The sequence below is a fragment of the Sinorhizobium chiapasense genome, assembly GCF_045277575.1.
In the GTDB taxonomy this organism is placed as follows: Bacteria; Pseudomonadota; Alphaproteobacteria; order Rhizobiales; family Rhizobiaceae; genus Ensifer; species Ensifer chiapasense_A.
In genome coordinates, this window is record NZ_CP144205.1 from 2,319,014 (window position 1) to 2,340,940 (window position 21,927).

21 protein-coding genes, 1 pseudogene and 1 riboswitch are annotated in these 21,927 nt (G+C 63.4%); of the genes and pseudogenes, 9 read left to right on the plus strand and 13 right to left on the minus strand.

All coding sequences use genetic code 11. From position 1 onward, the window contains the following. Positions 1–178: 178 nt before the first annotated feature. Together QM996_RS11260 and QM996_RS11265 are read right to left on the minus strand one after the other, a co-directional pair. Positions 179–2,626: a GcvT family protein gene (locus QM996_RS11260; RefSeq protein ID WP_500267551.1), complete on the minus strand. Its 2,448-nt coding sequence runs from the start codon at positions 2,624–2,626 to the stop codon at positions 179–181. Next, positions 2,623–5,070 carry a GcvT family protein gene (locus tag QM996_RS11265; protein WP_500267552.1) on the minus strand — a complete coding sequence of 816 codons (2,448 nt, stop codon included), beginning with the start codon at positions 5,068–5,070 and terminating at the stop codon, positions 2,623–2,625. The genes QM996_RS11260 and QM996_RS11265 overlap by 4 nt, the downstream gene beginning before the upstream one ends. Positions 5,071–5,194: 124 nt before the next feature. Between QM996_RS11265 and QM996_RS11270 the strand changes: the two genes are divergently transcribed. Then, a complete protein-coding gene (locus QM996_RS11270; protein WP_500267553.1) occupies positions 5,195–6,067 on the plus strand; it encodes a LysR family transcriptional regulator in 873 nt (290 codons plus the stop codon). On the opposite strand, the pseudogene QM996_RS11275 reads toward QM996_RS11270, so the two are convergent. The 3 genes and pseudogenes from QM996_RS11275 to QM996_RS11285 form a co-directional block, all read right to left on the minus strand. After that, positions 6,061–6,240: pseudogene (locus QM996_RS11275) on the minus strand (alpha/beta-hydrolase family protein); the annotation flags it as partial. The gene QM996_RS11270 and the pseudogene QM996_RS11275 overlap by 7 nt on opposite strands. A gap of 2 nt (positions 6,241–6,242) precedes the next feature. Continuing rightward, entirely contained in the window at positions 6,243–7,532 is a 1,290-nt protein-coding gene (locus tag QM996_RS11280) for a mechanosensitive ion channel family protein (protein ID WP_500267554.1), read from the minus strand. 220 nt (positions 7,533–7,752) lie between these two features. Continuing rightward, positions 7,753–8,211 carry an Lrp/AsnC family transcriptional regulator gene (locus QM996_RS11285; protein ID WP_500267555.1) on the minus strand — a complete coding sequence of 153 codons (459 nt, stop codon included), beginning with the start codon at positions 8,209–8,211 and terminating at the stop codon, positions 7,753–7,755. 126 nt (positions 8,212–8,337) lie between these two features. Between QM996_RS11285 and QM996_RS11290 the strand changes: the two genes are divergently transcribed. After that, positions 8,338–9,621, plus strand: a complete 1,284-nt coding sequence (locus QM996_RS11290) for a methionine gamma-lyase family protein (protein WP_500267556.1) — start codon at positions 8,338–8,340, stop codon at positions 9,619–9,621. 140 nt (positions 9,622–9,761) lie between these two features. Here the strand turns inward: QM996_RS11290 and QM996_RS11295 are convergent, their stop codons facing one another. Beyond that, entirely contained in the window at positions 9,762–10,133 is a 372-nt protein-coding gene (locus QM996_RS11295) for a VOC family protein (protein WP_500267557.1), read from the minus strand. Positions 10,134–10,317: 184 nt separating this feature from the next. Continuing rightward, on the minus strand, positions 10,318–10,932 hold the full coding sequence (locus QM996_RS11300; protein ID WP_500270296.1) for a TetR/AcrR family transcriptional regulator: 615 nt from the start codon (positions 10,930–10,932) through the stop codon (positions 10,318–10,320). Between the two features lie 82 nt (positions 10,933–11,014). On the opposite strand from QM996_RS11300, the gene QM996_RS11305 reads away from it, so the two are divergent. Next, positions 11,015–11,809, plus strand: coding sequence for a Clp protease/crotonase-like domain-containing protein (locus QM996_RS11305; protein ID WP_500267558.1), 795 nt, complete (start codon positions 11,015–11,017; stop codon positions 11,807–11,809). A gap of 60 nt (positions 11,810–11,869) precedes the next feature. On the opposite strand, the gene QM996_RS11310 is transcribed toward QM996_RS11305, so the two are convergent. Both QM996_RS11310 and QM996_RS11315 read right to left on the minus strand, forming a co-directional pair. Then, a complete protein-coding gene (locus tag QM996_RS11310; protein WP_500267559.1) occupies positions 11,870–12,349 on the minus strand; it encodes an anthrone oxygenase family protein in 480 nt (159 codons plus the stop codon). Next, positions 12,346–12,540, minus strand: a complete 195-nt coding sequence (locus tag QM996_RS11315; protein ID WP_500267560.1) for a hypothetical protein — start codon at positions 12,538–12,540, stop codon at positions 12,346–12,348. The genes QM996_RS11310 and QM996_RS11315 overlap by 4 nt, the downstream gene beginning before the upstream one ends. Before the next feature lie 99 nt (positions 12,541–12,639). Here QM996_RS11315 and QM996_RS11320 point away from each other — a divergent pair, with 99 nt between their 5' ends. From QM996_RS11320 to QM996_RS11330, 3 genes are all read left to right on the plus strand, one after another. Next, a complete protein-coding gene (locus tag QM996_RS11320; RefSeq protein ID WP_500267561.1) occupies positions 12,640–13,332 on the plus strand; it encodes a TetR/AcrR family transcriptional regulator in 693 nt (230 codons plus the stop codon). Continuing rightward, a riboswitch (cobalamin riboswitch) is annotated at positions 13,331–13,594 on the plus strand. (Overlaps the previous gene by 2 nt.) Positions 13,595–13,637: 43 nt before the next feature. Beyond that, positions 13,638–13,814 (plus strand): CbtB domain-containing protein, encoded by a 177-nt coding sequence (locus QM996_RS11325; protein ID WP_500267562.1) that lies wholly within the window; start codon positions 13,638–13,640, stop codon positions 13,812–13,814. A gap of 298 nt (positions 13,815–14,112) precedes the next feature. After that, positions 14,113–14,910 carry a CbtA family protein gene (locus QM996_RS11330; RefSeq protein ID WP_500267563.1) on the plus strand — a complete coding sequence of 266 codons (798 nt, stop codon included), beginning with the start codon at positions 14,113–14,115 and terminating at the stop codon, positions 14,908–14,910. Positions 14,911–14,959: 49 nt separating this feature from the next. On the opposite strand, the gene QM996_RS11335 is transcribed toward QM996_RS11330, so the two are convergent. Together QM996_RS11335 and QM996_RS11340 are read right to left on the minus strand one after the other, a co-directional pair. Continuing rightward, positions 14,960–15,811, minus strand: a complete 852-nt coding sequence (locus QM996_RS11335) for a (2Fe-2S)-binding protein (RefSeq protein WP_500267564.1) — start codon at positions 15,809–15,811, stop codon at positions 14,960–14,962. Beyond that, positions 15,808–17,115, minus strand: a complete 1,308-nt coding sequence (locus tag QM996_RS11340; protein WP_500267565.1) for a glucoamylase family protein — start codon at positions 17,113–17,115, stop codon at positions 15,808–15,810. Before QM996_RS11340 ends, QM996_RS11335 begins: the two co-directional genes overlap by 4 nt. A 158-nt stretch (positions 17,116–17,273) precedes the next feature. On the opposite strand from QM996_RS11340, the gene QM996_RS11345 reads away from it, so the two are divergent. The 3 genes from QM996_RS11345 (at position 17,274) to QM996_RS11355 (ending at position 19,249) form a co-directional block, all read left to right on the plus strand. Further along, positions 17,274–18,068: a DUF1194 domain-containing protein gene (locus tag QM996_RS11345; protein WP_500267566.1), complete on the plus strand. Its 795-nt coding sequence runs from the start codon at positions 17,274–17,276 to the stop codon at positions 18,066–18,068. Positions 18,069–18,158: 90 nt separating this feature from the next. Next, positions 18,159–18,881: a GntR family transcriptional regulator gene (locus QM996_RS11350; RefSeq protein ID WP_500267567.1), complete on the plus strand. Its 723-nt coding sequence runs from the start codon at positions 18,159–18,161 to the stop codon at positions 18,879–18,881. Positions 18,882–19,009: 128 nt separating this feature from the next. After that, the gene (locus QM996_RS11355; protein WP_173517321.1) at positions 19,010–19,249 is read left to right on the plus strand and encodes a DUF982 domain-containing protein; all 240 of its coding nucleotides are present in this window, start codon (positions 19,010–19,012) and stop codon (positions 19,247–19,249) included. Positions 19,250–19,372: 123 nt separating this feature from the next. On the opposite strand, the gene QM996_RS11360 is transcribed toward QM996_RS11355, so the two are convergent. Together QM996_RS11360 and QM996_RS11365 are read right to left on the minus strand one after the other, a co-directional pair. Continuing rightward, positions 19,373–20,389 (minus strand): glycoside hydrolase family 26 protein, encoded by a 1,017-nt coding sequence (locus QM996_RS11360; RefSeq protein ID WP_500267568.1) that lies wholly within the window; start codon positions 20,387–20,389, stop codon positions 19,373–19,375. 270 nt (positions 20,390–20,659) lie between these two features. Then, a complete protein-coding gene (locus QM996_RS11365; protein WP_500267569.1) occupies positions 20,660–21,013 on the minus strand; it encodes a hypothetical protein in 354 nt (117 codons plus the stop codon). Between the last annotated feature and the right edge of the window lie 914 nt (positions 21,014–21,927).

Here is a 21,927-nt window from a genome sequence, read left to right on the forward strand (position 1 = left end):
GGGACATGCGGCACCCGCTCGTCCCCCTTCTCACCGCTCATGAGGAAAAGGGTTAGCCTTTCATCCGGATGCCACCTCGCCCAGCTTGGGCTGGAGGCCCGCCCCGCGTCTCCTTCTCCCCGCCTGCGGGGAGAAGGTGGCCGGCAGGCCGGATGAGGGGCAGCCACAAACTCTCGTCCTACATCCGCACCCGTTCCGCCCGCGGGTCGTACATCGGCTTCAATGACGCCTCCGCCTTCACCCGCGTTCCGGCGATCTCGATCTCGAAGCGCGAACCGAGCACGTCGTCTGCGCTCTCTCCTTCAGACGGCACGTAGCCGAGGCCGATTGCGCCGCCGAGGTGATGGCCGTAATTGCCTGAGGTGATCGTGCCGACGATCTTGCCGTCGCGAACGATCGCCTCGTTGTGGAAGAGCAGCGGCTCGGGATCGGCGAGCCGGAACTGCACCAGCCGCCGCGACAGCCCGCGATTGTGCTTGGCGAGCACCGCTTCCCGACCGATGAAATCGCCCTTGTCGGCTTTGACCGCGAAGCCGAGCCCGGCTTCGAGCACGTGATCCTCGTCGGTGATGTCGTGGCCGAAATGGCGGAAGGCCTTCTCGATCCGGCAGCTATCCAGTGTGTGGATGCCGCAGAGCTTCAGCCCCAGCCCCTCGCCCGCCGCTTCCAGCGCCTCGAAGACATGCGCCGTCTGGTCGGTCGAGACATAGAGCTCCCAGCCGAGCTCGCCGACATAGGTGACGCGATGGGCCCGGGCCAAGCCCATGCCGACCTCGATCTCGCGCGCCGTGCCAAAGGGATAGGCCGTATTGGAGAAGTCGTTGGGGCTGACCTTCTGCATCAGCTCCCGCGCCTTCGGCCCCATGATGCAGAGCACGCTTTCGCCCGCGCTGACATCGGTGATGACGACGAACTCGTCAGTGAGATGCTTGCGCAGCCAGGCAAGGTCGCGCTGCAGCGTGGCGCCCGGCACGACCAAGAGGAAGGTGGTTTCCGAGAGGCGCGTCACCGTCAGGTCGCTCTCGATCCCGCCGCGGGCGTTCAGCATCTGGGTGTAGACGATCCGGCCCGGATCGACATTCATCTCGTTGGCGCAGAGCCGCTGCAGGAACGAAAGCGCGTCGCGCCCCTCCACCCGGATCTTGCCGAAAGAGGTCATGTCGAACAGGCCGACGCCGTTGCGAACGGCGAGATGCTCGGCCTTCTGGTTCTCGAACCAGTTCTGCCGCTTCCAGGAGTAGCGGTACTCGCGCTCCTGGCCTTGCGTTGCAAACCAGTTGGCGCGCTCCCAGCCGGCGACTTCGCCGAAGACGGCACCACGGGCCTTCAGGTGCTCGTGCAGCGGAGAGCGGCGCACGCCGCGGGCGGTCGCCATCTGGCGATAAGGAAAGTGATCGGCATAGAGCAGCCCGAGCGTCTCGGAGACACGATCCTTCAGATAGGCGCGGTTCTTCTGGAACGGCTGCGCCCGGCGGATATCCACCTCCCAGAGATCGAAGGGCGGCTCGCCGTCGTTCATCCACTCAGCCAGCGCCATGCCGGCGCCGCCGGAGGAAACGATGCCGATCGAATTGTAGCCGGCCGCCACCCAGTAGCCCTTCACCTCGGGCGCCTCGCCGAGATAGTAGCGGTCGTCGGGCGTGAAGCTCTCGGGGCCGTTGAAGAAGGTATGGATGCCCGCCGTTTCCAGCATCGGCATGCGGTTGACCGCCATCTCCAGGATCGGCGCGAAGTGGTCGAAATCGTCAGGCAACTGGTCGAAGCAGAAGTCCTCGCGAATGCCCTCCATGCCCCAGGGCTTGGCCTTCAGCTCGAAGGCGCCGACCAGCATCTTGCCGGCATCCTCCTTGTAATAGGTGCACTCGTCCGGCACGCGCAGCACCGGCAGGCGTGTGAGGTTCGGGATCGCCTCGGTGACGATGTAGAAATGCTCGCAGGCGTGCAGCGGCACCGTGACGCCTGATTGCCGCGCAAACTCCCGCCCCCACATGCCGGCGCAGTTGACGACATTGTCGGTCTCGATCGTGTAGGTCTCGCCGTTCTGCTCGCAGGTGACGCCGGTGACCCGGCCATCCTTCTTCAGAACGGACGTCACCTTGACGCCCTCGATGATAACAGCTCCGTTCTGACGCGCCCCCTTGGCAAGCGCCATGGCAATGTTGGCCGGGTCGCACTGGCCGTCGAGCGGCAGATGCACCGCCGCCTTCACATCAGAGGTATTGAGGTGCGGATACATCGCCTTCACCTCGTCGGGCGTGACCTCGCGTACGTCGACGTTGAAGGCACGCGCCAGCGACGCCTGGCGATAGATCTCTTCCTTGCGCTCCTCCGTCAGCGCCACCGTGAACGAACCGTTTTGGCGCATGCCGGTGGAAATGCCGGTTTCCGCCTCGAGCTTGACGTAGAGGTCGGCCGAATATTTCGCCAGCCGCGTCATGTTCTGCGAGGCGCGAAGCTGGCCGATGAGGCCGGCCGCATGCCAGGTGGTGCCCGAGGTCAGTTGCTTGCGCTCCAAGAGCACCACGTCGGTCCAGCCGAGCTTGGCCAGATGATAGGCGACCGAACAGCCGGAAACACCGCCGCCGATGATGACCGCACGGGCTTTCGAGGGAATGGGCTTCGTCATGCACGCAGTCTTTCGTTGGAGGGATCCCAGAGCGGCTGGTCCGCCTCGACCGTCGCCTTGAAGCGGTCGCCGAAGATCTCGACCTCGATCTCCTTGCCGGGCACGGCGAGATCGGCGCGCAGCATGCCGAGCGCGATCGACTTGCCGACGCGGTAACCCCAGCTGCCCGAGGTCGTTTCGCCGACCACCTGACCGTCGGACCAGAGCGTCGACATGTAAGGCGCGTCGCAGCCGTCGGCGGCGACCGTCAGCGTCACGAAGCGCTTGGAAACCCCCTGCTGCTTTTCGCGCTCCAGCGCCGCCTTGCCCTTGAAACCGGGTTTCGACCAGTCGACGAAACGTTCGAGCCCGCCCTGCAGGACGGTGTAGTCGGTCGAAAGATCGCCCTTCCAGGCACGATAGCCTTTCTCGATGCGCAGGCTGTCGAGCGCCTCCATGCCGAAGGGCTTGAGCCCATGTTTCTGCCCGGCCGCCCAGACGGCGTCGAAGATCGGGGCCGTATCCTCGACCTTCGTATGGATCTCCCAACCGAGTTCGCCGGCGAAGGAGACGCGCACGAGCTGGCAATAGCGCCCGGCGATCTCAGCCGTCTGATGCGTGAGCCAGCCCTTGGCGAGGTCGGCGTCGCTGACTTCCGCGAGGATCGCGCGCGACTTCGGCCCGGTCAGGATCTGGCAGGAGAAGGATTTCGTTATGTCGTCGATGGTGAAGGCGGCATTGGCCGGCCGGTGCTTCATCAGCCACTCGAAATCATGCCATTGCGCCGTCGCCGCGGTGATCAGGAAGAAGAAGTCCTCGTCGATCATCATGACAGACATCTCGGTAACGATCCGGCCCTTGTCGTCGGCGAAATAGGCAAGACCGATGCGCCCGGGCTTCGGCACGCGGCCGGTGATGAGGCCCGAAAGCCAGGCGGTTGCCCCCTCGCCCTTCACCCGGAAACGCGAGAAGCCCGGCAGGTCGAGAATGCCCGCAGCATCACGCACGGCGAGGCACTCCTCCTCGATGCGCTTCGCCCACGGCCCTTCGCGCCCCCAGGTCTGGGTCGCACCTTCAGAGGTGTCGTCGCCGGGCTTGGCGTACCACATGGCGCGTTCCCAGCCGTTATAGGGCTTGAACTGGGCGCCGAGGGCTGCGATCCGGTCGTGGATCGGCGAGAGCTTCCTGTCGCGCCCGGCCGGCCAGTAGTGTTTCGGGAAATGCATCGCGTATTCGTGGCCGTAGATCTCCATGCCCTTGGCGATGCAATAATCCTGGTCGGTATAGTCGGTGTAGCGGCGCGGATCGCAGGACCACATGTCCCATTCGGTCTGACCCTCGGTGATCCATTCGGCAAGCACCTTGCCGGCGCCGCCCGCCTGGCAGATGCCGAAGGTGAAGACGCAAGCCTCGAACGCATTCGGCACGCCCGGCATCGGGCCGATCAGCGGGTTGCCGTCGGGCGCATAGGGGATCGGACCGTTGATGATCCGCGACAGCCCCGCCGTGCCGAGGATCGGCACGCGCTCGACCGCATCGTTCAGGTACCATTCCAACCGGTCGAGGTCGTCGGGGAAGAGCTGGAAGGAGAAATCCTCCGGCATCGGATCGTCCGGCGTTGTCCAATGGGCGCGGCAATTGCGCTCATAGGGGCCGAGGTTCATGCCGTTCTTCTCCTGGCGGAGATAGTAGGAGCTGTCGACGTCACGGAGCAGCGGCAGCTTGTGCCCCGCCTCCTTCGACCAGGCAGCAAGCTCGGAAATCTCGTCGAACAGGATATACTGATGGCTCATCACCATCATCGGCACGTCGCGGCCGAACATCTTGCCGACTTCGCGGGCATAATAGCCGGCGGCGTTGACGACGTATTCACAGCGGATCTCGCCCTGAGGCGTCGAAATCACCCACTCGTCGTTCTCGCGCCGCGCCCCGGTCACCGGACAGAAGCGGATGATCTTCGCGCCCAGGTCGCGCGCGCCCTTGGCGAGCGCCTGCGTTAGCTGCGCCGGGTCGATGTCGCCGTCATAGGGATCGTAGAGCGCGCCGGTCAGCTCATGGGTTTCGAGGAAGGGATAGCGGGCACGCATCTCGTCGGGCGAGAGGATATCGAGATCCATGCCCTGGTAGCGCCCCATGCCGACGACGCGCTTGAACTCCTGCAGCCTCTCCCTGGAATGGCCGAGCCGGATCGAGCCGGTGACGTGGTAATTCATCGGGTAATCGACGAGCGCACCGAGATCGCGATAGAGCGAGGCCGAATAGCGCTGCATGTTCATGATCGACCAAGAGGACGAGAAGGTCGGCACGTTGCCGGCCGCATGCCAGGTGGAGCCCGCCGTCAGCTCGTTCTTCTCCAGAAGCACGCAATCGGTCCAGCCGGCCTTGGCGAGATGGTAGAGCGAGGAAGCGCCGACCGCTCCCCCACCGATGATCACGACACGTGCGTGCGACGGCAAATTCGACATCAACTGTTCCCTCGTTTTGGCCAAATTCTTGCCGGTGAAGTGAGGCGCCATCAAGCGAAGGAAACAGGCTTTATTGATCGACGAATTCGATTAGATTGGAGCGGCTGCAACGGGAGAGAATTGCATGCAGGTAGAGCTGATCGAAACCTTCCTCGACCTGATGGAGAGCCGCTCCTTCAACCGCACCGCCGAGCGGTTGAACATCACCCAGTCGACTGTCTCGCATCGGGTGAAGGCGCTCGAAGCCCAGTTCAACCGCAAGCTCTTCACCCGCAACAAGGGCGGCACGGTGCCGACGGCTGCGGGCCTGCGCTTTCTGGATTACGCAAAAGCCCTGCAAAACCAATGGCATGAGGCAACACGCGCGGTCACCAATGCCGGCGCGCTGGAGCGCTCGATGCGCCTCGGTATCCAGCACGATCTGGCGGAGGCTTTCGCCGGCGAATGGATGGCGGCAATCCACCGGGACATGCCCGGCATCGAGGTCTATATGGAGGCCGATTACTCCAATCAGATGAACCGCGATCTCGGCGCCGGCAACCTCGACCTCGCGATCCTCTACACGCCCCACTACCTGCCTGATCTCTACTATGAACGGATCGGCGATCTGCATTACGTGCTGGTCAGCACCGAAGCACGCACCCTCTCCGAAGTCCGCTCCGAGAGCTATATCCGCTCGAGCTATTCGCCGACCTTCGATCGCGCCCACCGCCTGGCCTTGCCGCACCTTTCAGCGGCCCTCCTCTCCGCCGGCCAGAACATGGCGATCACCCGGCTGCTCGCAGCCCTCGGCGGCTCGGCCTATGTGACGGCGGCAACGGCGGAGCGGCTGGTTTCGGGTGGATCTGCCGCGCGGGTACAGGATGCGCCGGTGATCCCGCAGACGGTCTATGCCGCCACCAGCCTTCGTACCCGTCACGCCCACCAGCATCGCAAGATCATCGCCGCCATGGGCGAACTGCTCGCCACCCTGCCGGCGCCCTCCGAGCCTCAATAGCGGCCCCTAAGCGGCACCCTCAAGCGCTCGGCGTCCGCCTCGGTGTGCGCATAGATGTGGCCGTAGCCGATCGGCGAGGTTGTCGCGAGCGCCATGTCGGCGAGCAGTTGGAACATGGTCACGACCGGAAACCAGCGCAGCGCCGGCGAGACATCGGCGCCGCGCGGCGCCTTCCTCAGGCCCGCGTGACTTCTACAGGCGTCTTCATGATGATTTCGCGGTGCGGGAACGGGATCGAAATACCCGCCGCCTTGAACGCATCCCACAGGGCTATGAGCACTTCACCGCGAATGTTCGTCAGCCCGTTGCTCGGATCGGAAATCCAGAACCTCAGCTTGAAATCGAGCGATGAGGCTCCGAAGCCGGTCATCCAGCACACCGGCTGGGCGTAGTTGCTCGCAACCCGCGGAATCGACTTGGCGGTCTCTATGGCGATGCGCACAACCTCATGCGGATCGCTGTCATAGGAGGTTCCGAAGCTGACTTCGATGCGAACATATTCGCTGGAGAACGACCAGTTCACCACCTGCTGTGAAATGAAGTCCTCGTTTGGAATGAGATATTCCTTGCCGTCCCTGGTGATGACGGAGACGAAGCGGGAACGCAGGTCGCGCACGGAGCCGAAGGTATCGCCAAGCGTGATCGTGTCGCCCGGCTTTATCGATTTGTCGAGCAGAATGATGATGCCGGAGATGAAGTTGGAGACTACCTTCTGCAGACCGAAGCCGATACCGACGCCGACCGCCCCGGAAAAGACCGTCAGCGCCGTCAGGTCGATACCGGTTGCGGAGAGCGCGATCGCACCGGCAAAGCCGATCAGCGCGATCTTGACCAATTTGCTGATCAGCACCTTGAAGGACGGCGTGAGATCCGCTGACCGCTGTATCCAGTGCGCTGAGACGTTGCCGATCAGCACCGCAAGCCAGATCAGGGCGGAAGAAAGCACGATGGCTTTCAGGACGAGCAGCAACGAAAGACGAACCGCGCCGAGATTGACCGCAACGCCATCGAGCGTCGTCAGGATCACGCGGTCCAAGCCAACCGCGTAGAGAGCAAAATAGATCCAGCCCACGACGGCGGTAACACGCGCCAGCATCTGGTTGCGGATGATCCGGGTCAGAACCGAGATGACAAACCATGCCGCCGTCAACGTCAGCGCGGTCGACACCAGCCAGCGATAGGAAGGCCACCCGAAGCGCAATATCATCCCGTCGGCGATCCAGAGCCAAACGATCAGAAAGAGCCACCGCAGCCGCCGCATGAAGGCGATGATGACACGCAGCAGATCCGGATTGCCCTTGATCATGCGGGCACGGGTTTCGACGAGCGGTTCTATCCGCCTTGCCAGCGCGCCGCAGATCAGGTAGCCGGCAACGATGATGGCAAGCTGATAATACGTCCATTCGTTCAACAGGACCGTCCGCAACCAGGAAGCGGCGGCGTCGAACGCCTCTACGAAATCCATCGTCTCTCTCCGAGAGAGCCAGGCGTCCGACCGAGCGTTTTGGGGGACGCCCTAATCCCTTGAATCTAGGGCGTCCTTGACACTTTCAAAGCCACCACGCGCAGCCGTTGCGACGGGATCCCTCGAGCTCGAATGCCCCCACAAGATCCGCCGTAACCGCAACACATGGCAGAAGCTGGAGAAAGTCGAACGTCTTCAAAGATTTATTGCGGCATGGACGCTAGATCCGCCGCTCCTTGATCGTGTTCATGACGAAACTCGTCTCGATCGAGGCGACACATTTGAGCCGCGCGATCTTTTCCTTGATGAAGCGCTCGTAGTGCTCAAGACCGGCGCTCATCACCTTCAGCACATAGTCGCGCGAGCCGGTGACCAGGTGGCATTCGAGCACTTCGTCCCAGCCGCGCACCGCCTCCTCGAACATGACGATCTCATCCTCATGCTGGCGGCTGAGCCTGACGGTGGCAATCGCGGTCATCGTCCAGCCGTCGATCGACGGATCGATCAGCGCCGTATAGCCCCTGATGACGCCGGTGTCTTCCAGCCGCCGTAACCGGCGCAGACAGGGCGAAGCCGACAGTCCCACGCGCTCGGCAAGCTCGTTGTTGGTGAGGCGGGCATCGGCAACAAGCTCCTTCAAAATCCTACGATCCGTCTCGTCGGCAATTTTCTGCGCCATATCTTTTCTTTCCAGCCAAATCTTTGCTCAACTCAAGGCGATCCGGCCGGAAATAGCAAGGATCGGTCCAAGCATCTGATATAATTTGCCAGTCAGTCGAGCCCGCTTCCCTTCAGGAGACAAGTCATGACCGCACCGCATCCCTCCAAGACCCACATCGGAAACCACAAGCTGCATCCCGAAACGCTGATGCTGAACTATGGCTACGATCCGGAACTGTCGGAGGGCGCCGTCAAGCCGCCGGTGTTCCTGACCTCGACCTTCGTTTTCCGCTCGGCCGAAGAGGGCCGCGACTTCTTCGATTTCGTCTCCGGCCGGCGTGAGCCGCCCGCGGGCGTCGGCGCCGGCCTCGTCTATTCGCGCTTCAACCATCCGAACAGCGAGATCGTCGAGGACCGCCTCGCCGTCTACGAGCGCACCGAAAGCGGCGCGCTGTTTTCCTCCGGCATGTCGGCGATCGCCACCACCCTGCTCGCCTTCGTGAAGCCGGGCGATGCGGTGCTGCACAGCCAACCGCTTTATGGCGGCACCGAGACGCTGCTTGCCAAGACCTTCCTCAATCTCGGCGTTTCAGCCGTTGGCTTTGCCGATGGCGTCAACGAGGCCGCCGTCAGCGCGGCCGCCGAGCAGGCCATGGCGAAGGGCCGGGTCTCGGTGATCCTCGTGGAAACGCCGGCGAACCCGACGAACAGCCTCGTCGACGTCGCCATGATCCGCCGCGTCGCCGATCAGATTGGCCGGAAGCATGGCCACACGCCCATCGTCGCCTGCGACAACACGCTGCTCGGGCCCGTCTTCCAACGGCCGATCGAACACGGGGCCGACATCTCGCTCTATTCGCTGACCAAGTATGTCGGCGGCCATTCCGACCTCATCGCCGGCGCCGCACTCGGCTCGAAGGCTGTGATGAAGCAGGTGAAGGCGCTACGCGGCGCGATCGGCACCCAGCTCGATCCGCATTCCTGCTGGATGCTCGGCCGTTCGCTGGAAACGCTCTCGGTGCGCATGCAGAAGGCCGACGACAATGCCCGCATCGTCGCCGAATTCCTGCGCGAGCACCCGAAGGTCGAGCGCATCCACTACCTGCCCTTCCATGACGAGAACTCGCCTGTCGGCCGCACTTTCAAGGCGCAATGCACCGGCGCCGGCTCGACCTTCTCCTTCGACATTTCAGGCGGCCAGGAGGCGGCCTTCCGCTTCCTCAATGCGCTGCAGATCTTCAAGCTTGCCGTCAGCCTCGGTGGTACGGAATCGCTTGCCAGCCACCCGGCGGCCATGACCCATTCCGGCGTGCCGATCGAGGTGCGCCACCGCATCGGGGTGCTGGAATCGACCATCCGCCTGTCGATCGGCATCGAGCACCCGGACGATCTCGTCGCCGATCTCGCCAACGCCCTGACCCTGGCCTGATGCCAATCGCGTGCCGCCGGTTCAGCCGGGGCCTCCTTCGCGGATCATTTGAGAGGACGCAATTCCGGACGGAAAACCATTTCACACTTTTCCTGGAATTGCTCGATTTGAAATGCCGCAATTCCGGACGGAAAACCGTTTCACACTTTTCCTGGAATTGCTCGATGCGAGAGAATGTTGACGATGTTACCGAAGGGGTCGCGCATGAAAAAGCGGCGCACGCCCCAGGGCTCGTTGGTGATGTCGTAGACGATCTCCGCGCCCGCCGCCTTGGCGCGCGCGTACGTCTGGTCGACATCGTCGACTTCGATCGAAAGCACCGGCACCGGCGTATCGTTGCCGCCCTCGCTGGCGATGCTCACCTGCGGCATCGCGGCCTCGCCCTCGGCGGCGAAGGTCAGTATCCAGCCGTGATCCATCACCACGTCCAGTTCCAGCAGGTCGCCGTAGAAGGCGCGCGCCACTTGCGGGTCCGGGGCGTAGAGGTTGGAGACGATGCGCTTGACGGTCATGGGTCCTTCTCCGGCGCTCACAGGTTGTTCGGCCCATAGTGGCCGCTACTGCATGTTTCCTTTAATCGTAGCCGGTTAATGGACAAAAACATGCACCAATTAAAGTGCTGCAGCGACCTTTGCGCGTCTGATCAGACGCGCGGCGCTGTAGCGCGCCCGGTTGAAGCGGAAACCGGCTCTCACCCTACAGCGCCGCCCGCTCCGATGACGCCCTCGGGTTTGCGTGGGCCAGCGCCACCCGCACCAATGCGGCCGCCGCCTTGCCGGCTGCCTCCATGTAGCCGGCGTCACGATGCAGCAGCACCACGGCAAAGCTGCCGTCGAGCAGAAGCAGGATCTGTTTCGCCAGCAGGGCGGGTTCGGACGCCCCGGCATCGGCAAGGGTCTCGGCCATCCACGCCTCGAACTTCTTCTTGTGGGCGGCACCGATGCGGATCGCCGGATGCCCTGGCATGTTGGCAAGTTCGGCGGAGGTACGCAGGAAGCCGCAGCCTTTCCACTTCGGATGGCGCGCCGCCCGCGCCAGGTTGACGAAGATCGCGTCGATCTTCGCCGCCAGTTCGCCTTCGGCCTCGGCGAACCATTTCTGGAAGAGTTTCAGGTTGGGCTGGTCTCGACCTTCGAGATAGGCCGCGATCAGATCGTCCTTGCTTTCAAAGTGGTAGTAGAGCGTGCGTTTCGTTACCCCCGCCGCTTCGGCCACCGCATCGACGCTGACGGCACGGATGCCCTCCGCATAAAAGAGCTTCGCCGCAGCGGCGACGATCACATCCCGGGTCGACTTCTCTGCTTTCGCCATCACGATGTATACCGACTAGTGAATATACATGACATCTTCCCTCACCTAGCCTCCCCGCGTCAACCACTGCCGGAGAACAACCATGTCCAAGACCGTGCTGATGCAGATTTCCGAGGGGATCGCCCTGCTCACCCTCAACCGCCCGGAGAAACTCAACGCGCTGAATTACGAGCTGATCGACCACCTAATGGTCCTTCTCGACATGATCGAGGTGAACGACAATGTCGGTGCCGTGATCATCACGGGCGCCGGCGACCGCGCCTTTTCCGCCGGCGGCGATATCCATGAATTTTCCGAAAGCGTGGCCAAGGGCGTGAACCCCGCCGTGCGCGACTTCGTCCGCCGCGGCCAGCGGCTGACGGCGAGGCTCGAAGCCTTTCCGAAACCGGTCATCGCCGCCGTCAACGGACTGGCCTATGGCGGCGGTTGCGAGATCACCGAGGCCGTGCATCTGGCGATCGCCAGTGACAGGGCCCGCTTCGCCAAGCCCGAGATCAAGCTCGGCATGCCGCCGACCTTCGGCGGCACCCAGCGCCTGCCGCGGCTGGCCGGCCGCAAACGCGCGCTTGAACTCCTGTTGACGGGAGAGGATTTCTCGCCCGAGCACGCGCTGGAGATGGGGCTTATCAACCGGGTCGTCGCCCATGAAGCGCTGATCCCTGCGGCCCGTGACCTGGCCAGGCGCATCATGGGCTATTCGCCACTTGCCGTCCGCTCGATCATCACCGCGGTCACCCGCGGTCTCAACATGTCGATAGCGGAGGGGCTGCTGGTCGAGAGCGAACAATTCGCCCAGATGGTGCCGACCGACGAACTCTCGGATGCGCTTGCCGCCTGGAAGGGACGACGCATCCATGCAGACGGCCCGATACGCTGAGCGTATCGGCAGCACGGCAAAACGGCGGCAAGGCTCGAGGGCCTTGCCGCTGCTAATTCGTCAGGTGCGGGCGAAACCGAGAATGAAGAGCGCCAGCGCGCCGATCGAGGCGACGGTGCGCACGTGGTTCCACCAGACCCAAATGGTAAGATAGCGCTGCTGCCAGAGATCGGTCGCGGCCTGGCCCGGTGCCGCGGCTGCGAGTGCATCGTTCATCGGCACGTTGAAGATGATCGTCACCAGCAGCACGCCGACGACATAGGCGATGCCGCCGGCCGCGAGCAGCCATCGGCCTTCACCGCCCGAGAGGAAGGCCATGACCACCAGCGCCAGGCCGATCAGCGCCGTGCCCATGAAGGCGCTGAGGAAGATCGGGTTCTGGATGACGACATTGATCGCGTTCATCGCGGCGATCCCCTGCTCCGGCGGCAGCCGCGACAGGGCCTGCATGATGCAGACCGAGAAGATGAAGAACAGGCCGGCCATCAGGCCGGAACCGATGGCGGCGACGAAGGCCAGAGCGGGGATCAGCGGGATCATGCGGCGACACTCCAGACACCGGTTGCTGCGGCTTCCCGGGCATAGGCCGCGAAGTCGCGCGGCCGGTGCCCAAGCAGGTGCTCGATATCGGGCGTCAGGCTGGAATTGCGCCCGTCGAGCACGGACGAGAAGAGATAGCGGCGCCCCCTCTTGCCCGTGCCATCCAGCACCAACGTAGCCTTGCCAGACATGATCTTTCCTCCCGGTTTAAAAATATGAGGAATTCTCATATTTGCAAATGTGATAAATCCTCGTATTTTGGCAGTCAAGACAAAATGTGAGGATCACTCATGATTGAGCCGACAGGCACCCTGCCGATTGCAGGCGACGACGACACCGCGCTCCGCCGCACGCCCAGCCAGAAGCGTAGCCGGGAGCGCGTCGAGCACATCCTCACCTGCACCTCCACGCTCATCGCCGAGAAGGGCAGCGACGCCATGCGCATGAGCGAAGTGGCGGAAAAGGCAGGAATTTCGATCGGATCGCTGTACCAGTATTTCCCGGACAAGGCGGCAATCGTGCGCACGCTCGCCGAGCGCTACAACGCCTATTCCCGCGAATGCATCGAGGGCGAATTCGCCAAGGTGAAGTCGATGGCAGACCTGCGCGACGCCTTCGGCGCGCTCTTCGATACCTATTACGACATGTTCCTCGCCGAACCAGTGATGCGCGACATCTGGTCGGCGATGCAGGCCGACAAGGTGCTGAGGCAGATCGAACTGGAAGAAAGCCGCGTGACCGGCCGTCTGCTCGCCGATGTCCTTGCCCGGCTCCAGCCGCAACGCCCACGCGCGGCGATCGACGAGGCCGCGTTCCTGATCATGTATCTCGGCGAATGCACGATGCGGCTCGCCATCTCGGTCGACCGCGCTGAGGGCGACCGCATCGTCGAGGCCTACAAGCAGATGATCCTTCGCGATTTTGTCGCTGATGAAGCGATGGGCGGCGCAGGCTCAATTGACAACGCCATGGCACGCTCATAATCATCAGGGATCGATTGGTTCCCGAGACGCGAACGTGTGTCGGGAGTAAACGGGAACGTGACGGATGGACCCAAGCTGGGCATTCAAATCACGGCCGACCCCGCGACTGTAGAGCGACGTCGATCTTGCCGTTCCGGAGCGATCCGGGAGAAGCCACTGGAAGAGACCCCGAGAGGGCGGTCGGACTGGGAAGGCGAGGCAGATCCCGGGCATTCCGCCCAGCGCCGTGAGCCAGGAAACCTGCCACTCGATACGGGCATAGGGCCCACACCGGGAAATTTCCCGATGCCATCACGGAGGTTGTCATGGCTACGTCTACTATTTCGAGCACCCCGCTCTCCCTCAGCGATCGTCTGACCGCTGGCGTCTTCGCGCTTCTCATCGGCGCATTCCTCGTCTTCGGTGCCGGCCTTGCCAATTCGGCCGTGCTGCACGACACCGCGCACGACACCCGCCATTCCTACGGCTTCCCCTGCCACTAGAGCGCGTGCGTTCGGACGAACGCACAAAGTGCGCCCTAGATTTAAAGAGCAGAGCATCTTCTCCACTTTCAGTGGTTACACCCGAAAGCGGGATGCTCTGGGCGATGTCTCGGAACGTAGCTTACGTTCCGCATCGACGTGTCTGCGGACCTGAACGCATCCGGCCTGTGCCGGATGTCGGCGTTTGTGCATGCCGGTTCGTCCGGCGCACCACGGCCATCCGCATGGCAGAAAAAACGGGAAGGCCTGCAAACCACGCCAGAGCGCGTGGCTTTTGTCGTTATCGAGGGAATTCAAGATGATTGTCAGAACGCTTCTGGCCGCGATCGTGGCTGGGCTGATTGCCGGTGTCTTCATGACCGGCGCCCAGGAACTCCGGGTTACGCCGCTGATCCTGCATGCGGAACAATTCGAAGGCGAGGCTCCGGCGACAACCGAGCAGCCCGTCGGCCAGCCGGGGGCGGCGCAGCCGGCCGCAGAAGGGCACGATCAGCATTCGTCGCTGAAGGCGGTCTCGCCGCTCGGCGCCGTGCTCGATGCGCTGTCGCCGATCACGCCGGCCTATGCGCATGAGGGCGAACACGAGGAAGGCGGCATCATGTTCGGGCTCAGCCGCTTCTCGGGCACGCTGATGGCGAACCTCGTCACCGGCTCCGGCTTCGCGCTGCTGCTCGCCGGCGCCAGCCTGGTGATCGGCTATCCGATCACGCTGAGGAATGGTGCGCTCTGGGGCGCCTGCGGCTGGCTCGCGGTGCACATGTTACCGGCAATCGGCCTGCCGCCGGAATTGCCGGGCTTCCCGGCCGCCGAGCTCGGCGATCGCCAGACCTGGTGGCTGGCAACCGTCGCCCTCTCGGCCGTCGGCCTCTATCTCGTCGTCCTGCGCGAGGAGATCGTCGCAAAGGTCGTCGGCCTCGCGCTGATCGCCGCGCCGCATGTCTACGGCGCACCGCAGCCGCTCGACATTTCCAGCAACGTCCCGGCCGTGCTCGGCGCTGAATTTGCCGTTGCAGCCCTTGCCACCACGCTCGCCTTCTGGATCGTCCTCGGCGTGGTTTCCGGCTTCATCAACGAGCGCTTCGCCAGGGCGAACTGATCCGGGCGATCATGCCCTCCATGGGCATCTGAAAAACTGACGGCGGGGCTCAGCCCCCGCCGTTTTGCATGAGGTGGGCTGCCAGCCTTTCGCGGCGATCGTCCGGCTCGAGCAGCACGCAGGTGTCGCAGAAGCTGCCGCCCTCCGTTCGGAAATAGAGACAGCAGCCACAGCGTATCCGGTACTGGCGGGACAGCCGCGCGCTGTTTGCCGGATCGATCGCCTGGATCTCCTCGTAGCAGAGCTCTTCCGAGAACATGGGCGACGCCGGTCTTTTGACGATTGCCAGCGCCTCGGCCATGCCGCGCGCCTCGTCGCCGATCGCACGCCCGATCTCCAGGAAGGCGCCGGCAAGCGAGTCCGCCGCCAGCCGCCACTGCGCTCCGGAGGAAAGCCCCGTCCGTCTTTTCAAGACGGCGATGATCGGCGCCAGATGGGCGGTGAAGCCGCGCTCGAACGTGCTGCCGCCTTCGCTCTCCCGCGGCACCGCCGTCAGCCGACCAAGATGGAAGTGATAGCGCTTGCCGGCAATCTCCCGCCTCTCATTCAGCCGAACCCAGTCCTCGAAGCGAATGCCGGCGATTTCAGCGTGAAGCCCCGCGCCGAGGTAGAATGCGCCGAGAACCAGACTCAGTTGCCGGCTATAAAAGGCGATCAGATGCGCCGCCCGGATCCGGTCCGTCATGCCGATTGCGAAAAAGTCCTGATAGGCAAGGCTCTGCTCCACCCCTGCCCCGTCCATGGCCCAGAAGGCGTCCGGCGCGCTGAAGGCGCTTTCGCCCACCGCGAGCGAAACGCCGGCGTCAGGAAACTGCGCGCGCAACCACTCGACCACCGCCAGCACCTGCGGCGGATATTTCCCTGCAGTTTCCGATGTTTGCCGGCGCTCACCCAAATTCATGCCGTCTCCGTCGCCAGCCAACCACCCTCAAATCCCGCGCGTTGGAGGCCGCGCCGGATCGCCGGCAGGCTGCGCGTCAGCTTCCAGACGAAGCCGCTCCGCCAATTCTCGATCATCATCACGACGAGCCCCTGGTCAAGGCCGACGACACGCTCGTCGATCCAGCCTTCCGGCCCATCGCCGGGAAGGCTCGGATTGAAGCCGCCCGGAAGGCGCCCCTCTTTCAGAAGTCCGGGATAGCTGGCCGCGATATGGCCGAGTGCCGCGCGTGATGCGTCCGGATCGAAAGGCAGGCTGGCGGGCGCTGCCCAGGGCACGAGCGTGCCGTCATCCGGCCCGAACGGCGCGCCCCGGTTGGCGTAGCCGAAAAGCCGCTGCCACCGTCCGTCCGCAAGGCGCAACCGGCCGCGCGGCGCGTGACAGGCACTGAGCCCCCATAGCTGTTCGCCATAGCCGGCGAAGCGGCCCGAATTCCGGCGCGCATGGTCGCGCTGCAACGCGATGGCACGCCGGGTGTTCGCGAAATAGTCCGTCCCCCTCTCCCGCATCGGCCGATCGCCGACCGCGCGAAGATCGAGCCAGGCCTGCGGGAACAGGTGGATGAAGAGCGGCGCCGCATGGAGATGCGGCTCCCCGTCAGCCGGGATCCAGTCGTAGCCCTCGGCGAAGACGTCGTAGTGCTCGGGTCCAATGGCATGATCGGTCGCCCCAAGCGCCAGCACATAGAGCAGCAGCGCTTCGCTGTACCCCCGCCAGCGATGTTTCAGGAACCGGCCCGGCGGGCGCCAGCCCATCGTCAGTGTGTCACTCCGGTTCAACGCCCAGCGCCAGTCGACGCGCGCATAGAGCCCTTCTGCAAGCCTCCGGATCTCGCCTTCAACCGCGTCCTCGCCGGAGAAATAGGCGCAAGCCGTCAGGCATCCGGCGATCAGCAGCGCCGTGTCGACCGTCGAGAGCTCGCTGCGCCAGGTGCGCTCGCCGGTCCGCATATCGAGGAAGTGATAGTAGAAGCCGCGATAGCCGCTCGCCCGCTGGTCGCGGGACTGCCGGCTCTCGCTCAAGAAACGCAGCGCGGTCAAGACCCGCCTGCTTGCCTCGCGGCGCGAAATCCAGCCGCGCGCGACGCCGATGGGATAGCAGGAAAGGCCAAAACCCGTCGCCGCGATGCTCGAGGGCGCGCCGGGAAGCGACGTGTCCGCGATCAGCCCGGTGGCCGGATCGGCATGATCGAGAAAATACCCGAACGCCGCCCGCTGCAGGCTATCGATCTGAAATAGCTCGGCATTTTCCGTCGGTTTCTGCATTCCGCCTTTCCAGCCCCGTCCCCGGCGCGCAGGCATTTCCGGGGCAAGCCCGGCAAAATCACTCTTTGTTGAAGGCCAACTACACCCAAATGGTCGCCGAAAGCCAATCCTGTGTTACATTCTTCTAATCTGACCGCGCGCAATGACTGGTTGAAGCGATGTTGAGCGTGTTGGCGTTGATCCTCTCATTGAGCGGCGGCCCGAGCCCATCGACCGCCGCGTCGACGGATGTCGATGTCGAATTGATCCTGGCCGTCGACATGTCCGGCTCGATGGATCTGGATGAGGCGCGCATCCAGCGCGCCGGTTACGTCGAGGCGCTCCGGCACCGCGACTTCCTCGATGCCGTCGCAAGCGGGCAACTGGGCAAGATCGCCATCGGCTATTTCGAATGGGCCGGGACGGTTAACGAATCCTCCGTCGTCGCCTGGCAAGTGATCTCCACGGCCGCCGACGCCGATGCCTTTGCCAAGCGGATCGAGGCGCGTCCGGTCGGCACCCGGCGCGGCACGTCGATCTCGAACGCAATCACCTACGGTACGGCGCTGATCGATTCGAACGCCTTCAACGGCATACGCCGGGTGATCGACGTCTCCGGCGATGGCCCGAACAATATCGGTCCGCCGGTCATTCCCGCCCGCGAGACGGCGGTCGCCCGCGGCATCACCATCAACGGGCTTGCGATCCTCATCCGCCCCTCGGTCTCGACCGGCCCACTCGACCAGTATTATGCCGAATGCGTCATCGGCGGCCCCGGGTCCTTCGTGCTGCCGGTACACGAGCCGGAAGATTTTTCCGTCGCCATCCGTCAGAAGCTCGTGCTCGAAGTGAGCGGCCTGCCGCCACCGCCAACCGTGCGGTATGTCGATGCCTTCCCGACGCCCGATTGCCTGATCGGCGAAAAACTCCGGCCCGGCTTCCTCGACCGCGTCTATCCCGAACTCGACAAGTAACCCATCGGCGCGCAACCCATGCGCGACAGATTGTCGTTTCCCTTCGCCCCGCCCGACGATAAGATGAGCCATTGCTTCGCGGATCGATTCATGGCCTTGACCACTACGCCCCCACCGGCCGAGATGGCCACAGACACGGCCACCGACACTGGCAGCCAGCATATCCGCGATACGTTGCGCGATGCGATCGTCGAACGGCGGCTTGCGCCTGGCACCAAGCTTTCGGAAAGCGATGTCGGCGAACTCTTCAATGTCAGCCGCACGCTGGTGCGCGCAGCCCTTCAAGCGCTTTCCTATGAAGGCCTCGTCAATGTCGAGAAGAACCGTGGCGCCTTCGTCGCCCATCCCTCGATCGACGAGGCACGCCAGATCTTCGCAACCCGCCGGCTGATCGAGCCCGGTATCGTGCGCGCCGCAGCGGCGAATATCGGCAAGACCGAGCTCGCGGAGCTCCGGCGCATGCTTGCTGCCGAACGGCAGCTGACCGAACAGCGCGGCCATTCGGCCAGGCGCGCCGAGATCAAGGCCTCGGGCGACTTTCACCTGGCGCTGGCCGACCTCAGCGGCAACGCCATTCTCCGCCGCTTCATGGACGAGCTCGTCGCCCGCTCGTCGCTGGTCATCGCGCTCTACGGCCAGTCGACCGTTTCGAGCTGCGGCCACAGCGAACACGACGAGATCGTCAACGCGCTGGAACGCGGCGACATCGACGCGGCCGCCAGACTGATGGTCCATCATATCGACCACATCGAAGCCGACCTCGACCTTCGCACCCACAAATCGACCGACCTCAAGGCTGCACTCGAACTTTAGAACCCGCTCCAGCGCTCCGGGAATCACAAAAGGGTCATGTGCCGAAAAAAGTCGGTGATCCCGCGGAACCATTCCCGCACGACAGCGTTGGCCTCGCGCTCGAAAAAGACTGAGAACGAGGAAAGCAAATGAGCGAGAAATTCTTCGCCACTCCCATCCCCCTCCGGTTATCCGCAAAACGGCAGACCGTCGTCAGAACGGTCTTTGAAGCCGTCGAGTTGCTGCGGCAATGGCCGGGGCGTCGCGGACGGGAGTATCGCGCGGCTCTCAGGCGCTGCCTGGACGCGCTGGACGGATTGACGAGTACCGAACGGGCCAGCCGCTGCTTTGCGGCCGCTGCCCGCGAATCGGGCCTGCTTTTGACCTGACGCGGAAATCCCCAAGGTCCCCGTGGACCAGTCTCTCACGATGCGCCGAAGGACGATCGGCGCATCGCCCAAAGGGAGCCGCAGATCCCCAAGCCACCGCGCTTTGACGAATGAAACAGACGATCAGTCGGCGAGTTCGGCTGCTTCCTTCGTCTGACGGCCGGCAAGCGCCTTCAGCGCTTCCTTGTCGAGCCGCCAGTCCGGTGAGCCGTAGCCGAGCGGCCACTTGTAGGGCTCCTTGTCGTTGAAGAACACGACGGTGGTCAGCAGCGGAAAAACCCGCTGATAGGTCCGCTGATCGAGAATTTCCTTGTACCAGGCGCGCTTGTACTCGGCCGAGCCCGAGACGCCGAGTTCGGCGATCATGACCGGTTTGCCGAAGCCGGCGACACGCTGGTATTTTTCGTTCAGCGCTTCGCCGAAACGGCGCTCGCGCCCCCAATAGTCGACATCCATCTTCTGCAGGCCCCAGACGGGGATGCTGACGACATCGACGACATCGTCGCCCGGATAGTAGCCGGCGAGATTGCGGTGGCCCTTCGGCGACCAGACGAACCGCGCCTTGGGCGCGAGCTCCCGGCATCTCGCCACGAAATAGCGAAATGCCTTCTTGTAACCTTCCTTGTCGCGGCGGGCCCAGGGATAGCGGCCATCGGGATCCTCCATCTCGTGGCCCCAGCGCACATAGACCGGACCTTCGAAGGCCGCGGCTCGGGCGCAGACGTCGCCAATCTCGCGATCGAAGCGGCCCTTGCCGATATCGGCAAAGAGCCTCTCGCCGCCGGCGCGCCAGTCGGCGGCGTGGGTATACGGCTCGACCGAGAGCATCAGCGCCCGCCCCTGCCGCGCGGCGATCCCGATCTTGCGCTTCAGGAGCGCCCGGTCCGGCTTCTGCCAGTAGACGAAGACATGTTCGAGCTCCGGCGCGTCGCTGTCGGCAACGGCGTCATGGGGATCGTAGACGCCGATGGCAACCGCACGCTCCGTCGCGGCCTCTGCCTGCAGCTCGATCGCCGCCGTCGTCAGCCTTCGGTCGATGCCGCCCGCCGGATCATCCGCACGCGCCGCCGGTGTTCCGGTGACGGCGAGAAGCGCCAGGGTTCCTGCGGCAAGGGCTGATCTCAAAACTCTGGCAGTCAACGAACATTCTCCGGCGGATCGTCCCTACTGCATGTTTCCTTAAGCCGTAGCCGATTTAAGGACAAAAACATGCAGTGATTCAAAGTGCTACAGCGACCTTCGCGCGTCTGATAAGACGCGCGGCGCTGTAGACGCCGCAAATGAAACCGGACACGTCACGCATGCGGCAGTCGGAAAGTCACCGCCAAGGAGGGAACCGGCCGCTCCCCAGACGATCCCCAGCGGCCTCACCGCACTGGAATTACGCAAACTCGAACGGAGACAGTCCCGTTAGAGCGAAGCTCTCAGGAAGCAGTGCGACGTACGGCCGAAACCGCTCGGCGAGCAGATATAGGGAGCGCGACCCAGATAGGCGGCGGCGCTCTTCTTCACGGGCTGCGGCGCGACCACATGCTCATCGGCCTCGGCAACCTGCAACTGCTTCTCCTCCTTCCGGAGCTTCACCGAAGGGCTGGCATAGGCGCTGGAATGGCTTGAGGCGAACAGCGGCGTTTCACCGATCACCGTCGACGAGCAGCCGGCGGAAAGCAGCAGAAGGCCAAGAATGGAAGCGGTCGGTACGAGATACTTGAAACCCGAAATGGTGGTGCGGCGCGCGCCGGCACATGCGGTCTTATCTCGCATAAGCATCCTTTCGAATTAGCGGCCATGGCCGCCCGGTGCCTCCTTTGGGGTATATGGCGGCAATGTTCAACCCCTCTTCCATTATAAATTGCTTAAATTAACACTTTCTTTCTTAGTGATTTCTTCCAGAGGTTGCAGCTAAGACGCTGATCCAAATGCCAAGTGCGGCTGGCGATTAGCCGCGCACCGCGCTGGCGCGTCGGCACGAGGATCGGCAAGACAAAACAGGAAAACCAAACGCTTGCCTGATAGACGGCGCGAAGGCGGAGCCACCCGCCATCAGCCACCCCGCCGGCTACCACGCCCGGTGGTATGCGGGGAACAGCATCGCCGAATGGTTCGTACGGAAATATTTCGAGCGAAAGCGGAAAATCGGCGGCAAAGCCGCCCCATCCATCGCGCCGACCAGTCAAGCGGCAGGGCATCGGAACACAAGTACCGCCCCATTCCTTATTTTTTGCCACCGCGCATTTACAGTTCGTTGACCTCTGACGGCCACCTTGGTGCCAGGCGCAACATGTTTGAGCGTATGCGCCCACTCCAAAACTGCCCGCGTCCTGCGGGCATTTTTTTGCCTATCTGCCTAGCCGCTTTCGGCGAAGACGGGCATTGTTGGAACCACGAGCTATTTGATCTGTGCATCCGGTTTCAAGTTTTGTCCGGAAGCTTGGAGTCCTCCTCTAATTCAGCAGCGGAGAAAGCTGGCGGTCGCAACTTGCCTGCAAGTGAACTCGCTCAACTGGACCGTTGTCATGGCTGTACCCGTAGGTCGATCCAGAAGTGATGTAGTCTAATCGGCGAAACGTCGAAACTTCGCTCAAAAGCATGATTTAGCTGGGTTGTCCGTATGCGACGTCCACGCCCCATCGCTTTTTCAGTTGCAGCGATCTGAGGTTGATCTACGGGCCGTCAAA

Bases quoted from the DNA above. Each gene is read 5' to 3' on its own strand.
- QM996_RS11260 (WP_500267551.1), bottom strand. From the start codon at position 2,626: ATGACGAAGCCCATTCCCTCGAAAGCCCGTGCGGTCATCATCGGCGGC.
- QM996_RS11265 (WP_500267552.1), bottom strand. From the start codon at position 5,070: ATGTCGAATTTGCCGTCGCACGCACGTGTCGTGATCATCGGTGGGGGA.
- QM996_RS11270 (WP_500267553.1), top strand. From the start codon at position 5,195: ATGCAGGTAGAGCTGATCGAAACCTTCCTCGACCTGATGGAGAGCCGC.
- QM996_RS11280 (WP_500267554.1), bottom strand. From the start codon at position 7,532: ATGGATTTCGTAGAGGCGTTCGACGCCGCCGCTTCCTGGTTGCGGACG.
- QM996_RS11285 (WP_500267555.1), bottom strand. From the start codon at position 8,211: ATGGCGCAGAAAATTGCCGACGAGACGGATCGTAGGATTTTGAAGGAG.
- QM996_RS11290 (WP_500267556.1), top strand. From the start codon at position 8,338: ATGACCGCACCGCATCCCTCCAAGACCCACATCGGAAACCACAAGCTG.
- QM996_RS11295 (WP_500267557.1), bottom strand. From the start codon at position 10,133: ATGACCGTCAAGCGCATCGTCTCCAACCTCTACGCCCCGGACCCGCAA.
- QM996_RS11300 (WP_500270296.1), bottom strand. From the start codon at position 10,932: ATGGCGAAAGCAGAGAAGTCGACCCGGGATGTGATCGTCGCCGCTGCG.
- QM996_RS11305 (WP_500267558.1), top strand. From the start codon at position 11,015: ATGTCCAAGACCGTGCTGATGCAGATTTCCGAGGGGATCGCCCTGCTC.
- QM996_RS11310 (WP_500267559.1), bottom strand. From the start codon at position 12,349: ATGATCCCGCTGATCCCCGCTCTGGCCTTCGTCGCCGCCATCGGTTCC.
- QM996_RS11315 (WP_500267560.1), bottom strand. From the start codon at position 12,540: ATGTCTGGCAAGGCTACGTTGGTGCTGGATGGCACGGGCAAGAGGGGG.
- QM996_RS11320 (WP_500267561.1), top strand. From the start codon at position 12,640: ATGATTGAGCCGACAGGCACCCTGCCGATTGCAGGCGACGACGACACC.
- QM996_RS11325 (WP_500267562.1), top strand. From the start codon at position 13,638: ATGGCTACGTCTACTATTTCGAGCACCCCGCTCTCCCTCAGCGATCGT.
- QM996_RS11330 (WP_500267563.1), top strand. From the start codon at position 14,113: ATGATTGTCAGAACGCTTCTGGCCGCGATCGTGGCTGGGCTGATTGCC.
- QM996_RS11335 (WP_500267564.1), bottom strand. From the start codon at position 15,811: ATGAATTTGGGTGAGCGCCGGCAAACATCGGAAACTGCAGGGAAATAT.
- QM996_RS11340 (WP_500267565.1), bottom strand. From the start codon at position 17,115: ATGCAGAAACCGACGGAAAATGCCGAGCTATTTCAGATCGATAGCCTG.
- QM996_RS11345 (WP_500267566.1), top strand. From the start codon at position 17,274: ATGTTGAGCGTGTTGGCGTTGATCCTCTCATTGAGCGGCGGCCCGAGC.
- QM996_RS11350 (WP_500267567.1), top strand. From the start codon at position 18,159: ATGGCCTTGACCACTACGCCCCCACCGGCCGAGATGGCCACAGACACG.
- QM996_RS11355 (WP_173517321.1), top strand. From the start codon at position 19,010: ATGAGCGAGAAATTCTTCGCCACTCCCATCCCCCTCCGGTTATCCGCA.
- QM996_RS11365 (WP_500267569.1), bottom strand. From the start codon at position 21,013: ATGCGAGATAAGACCGCATGTGCCGGCGCGCGCCGCACCACCATTTCG.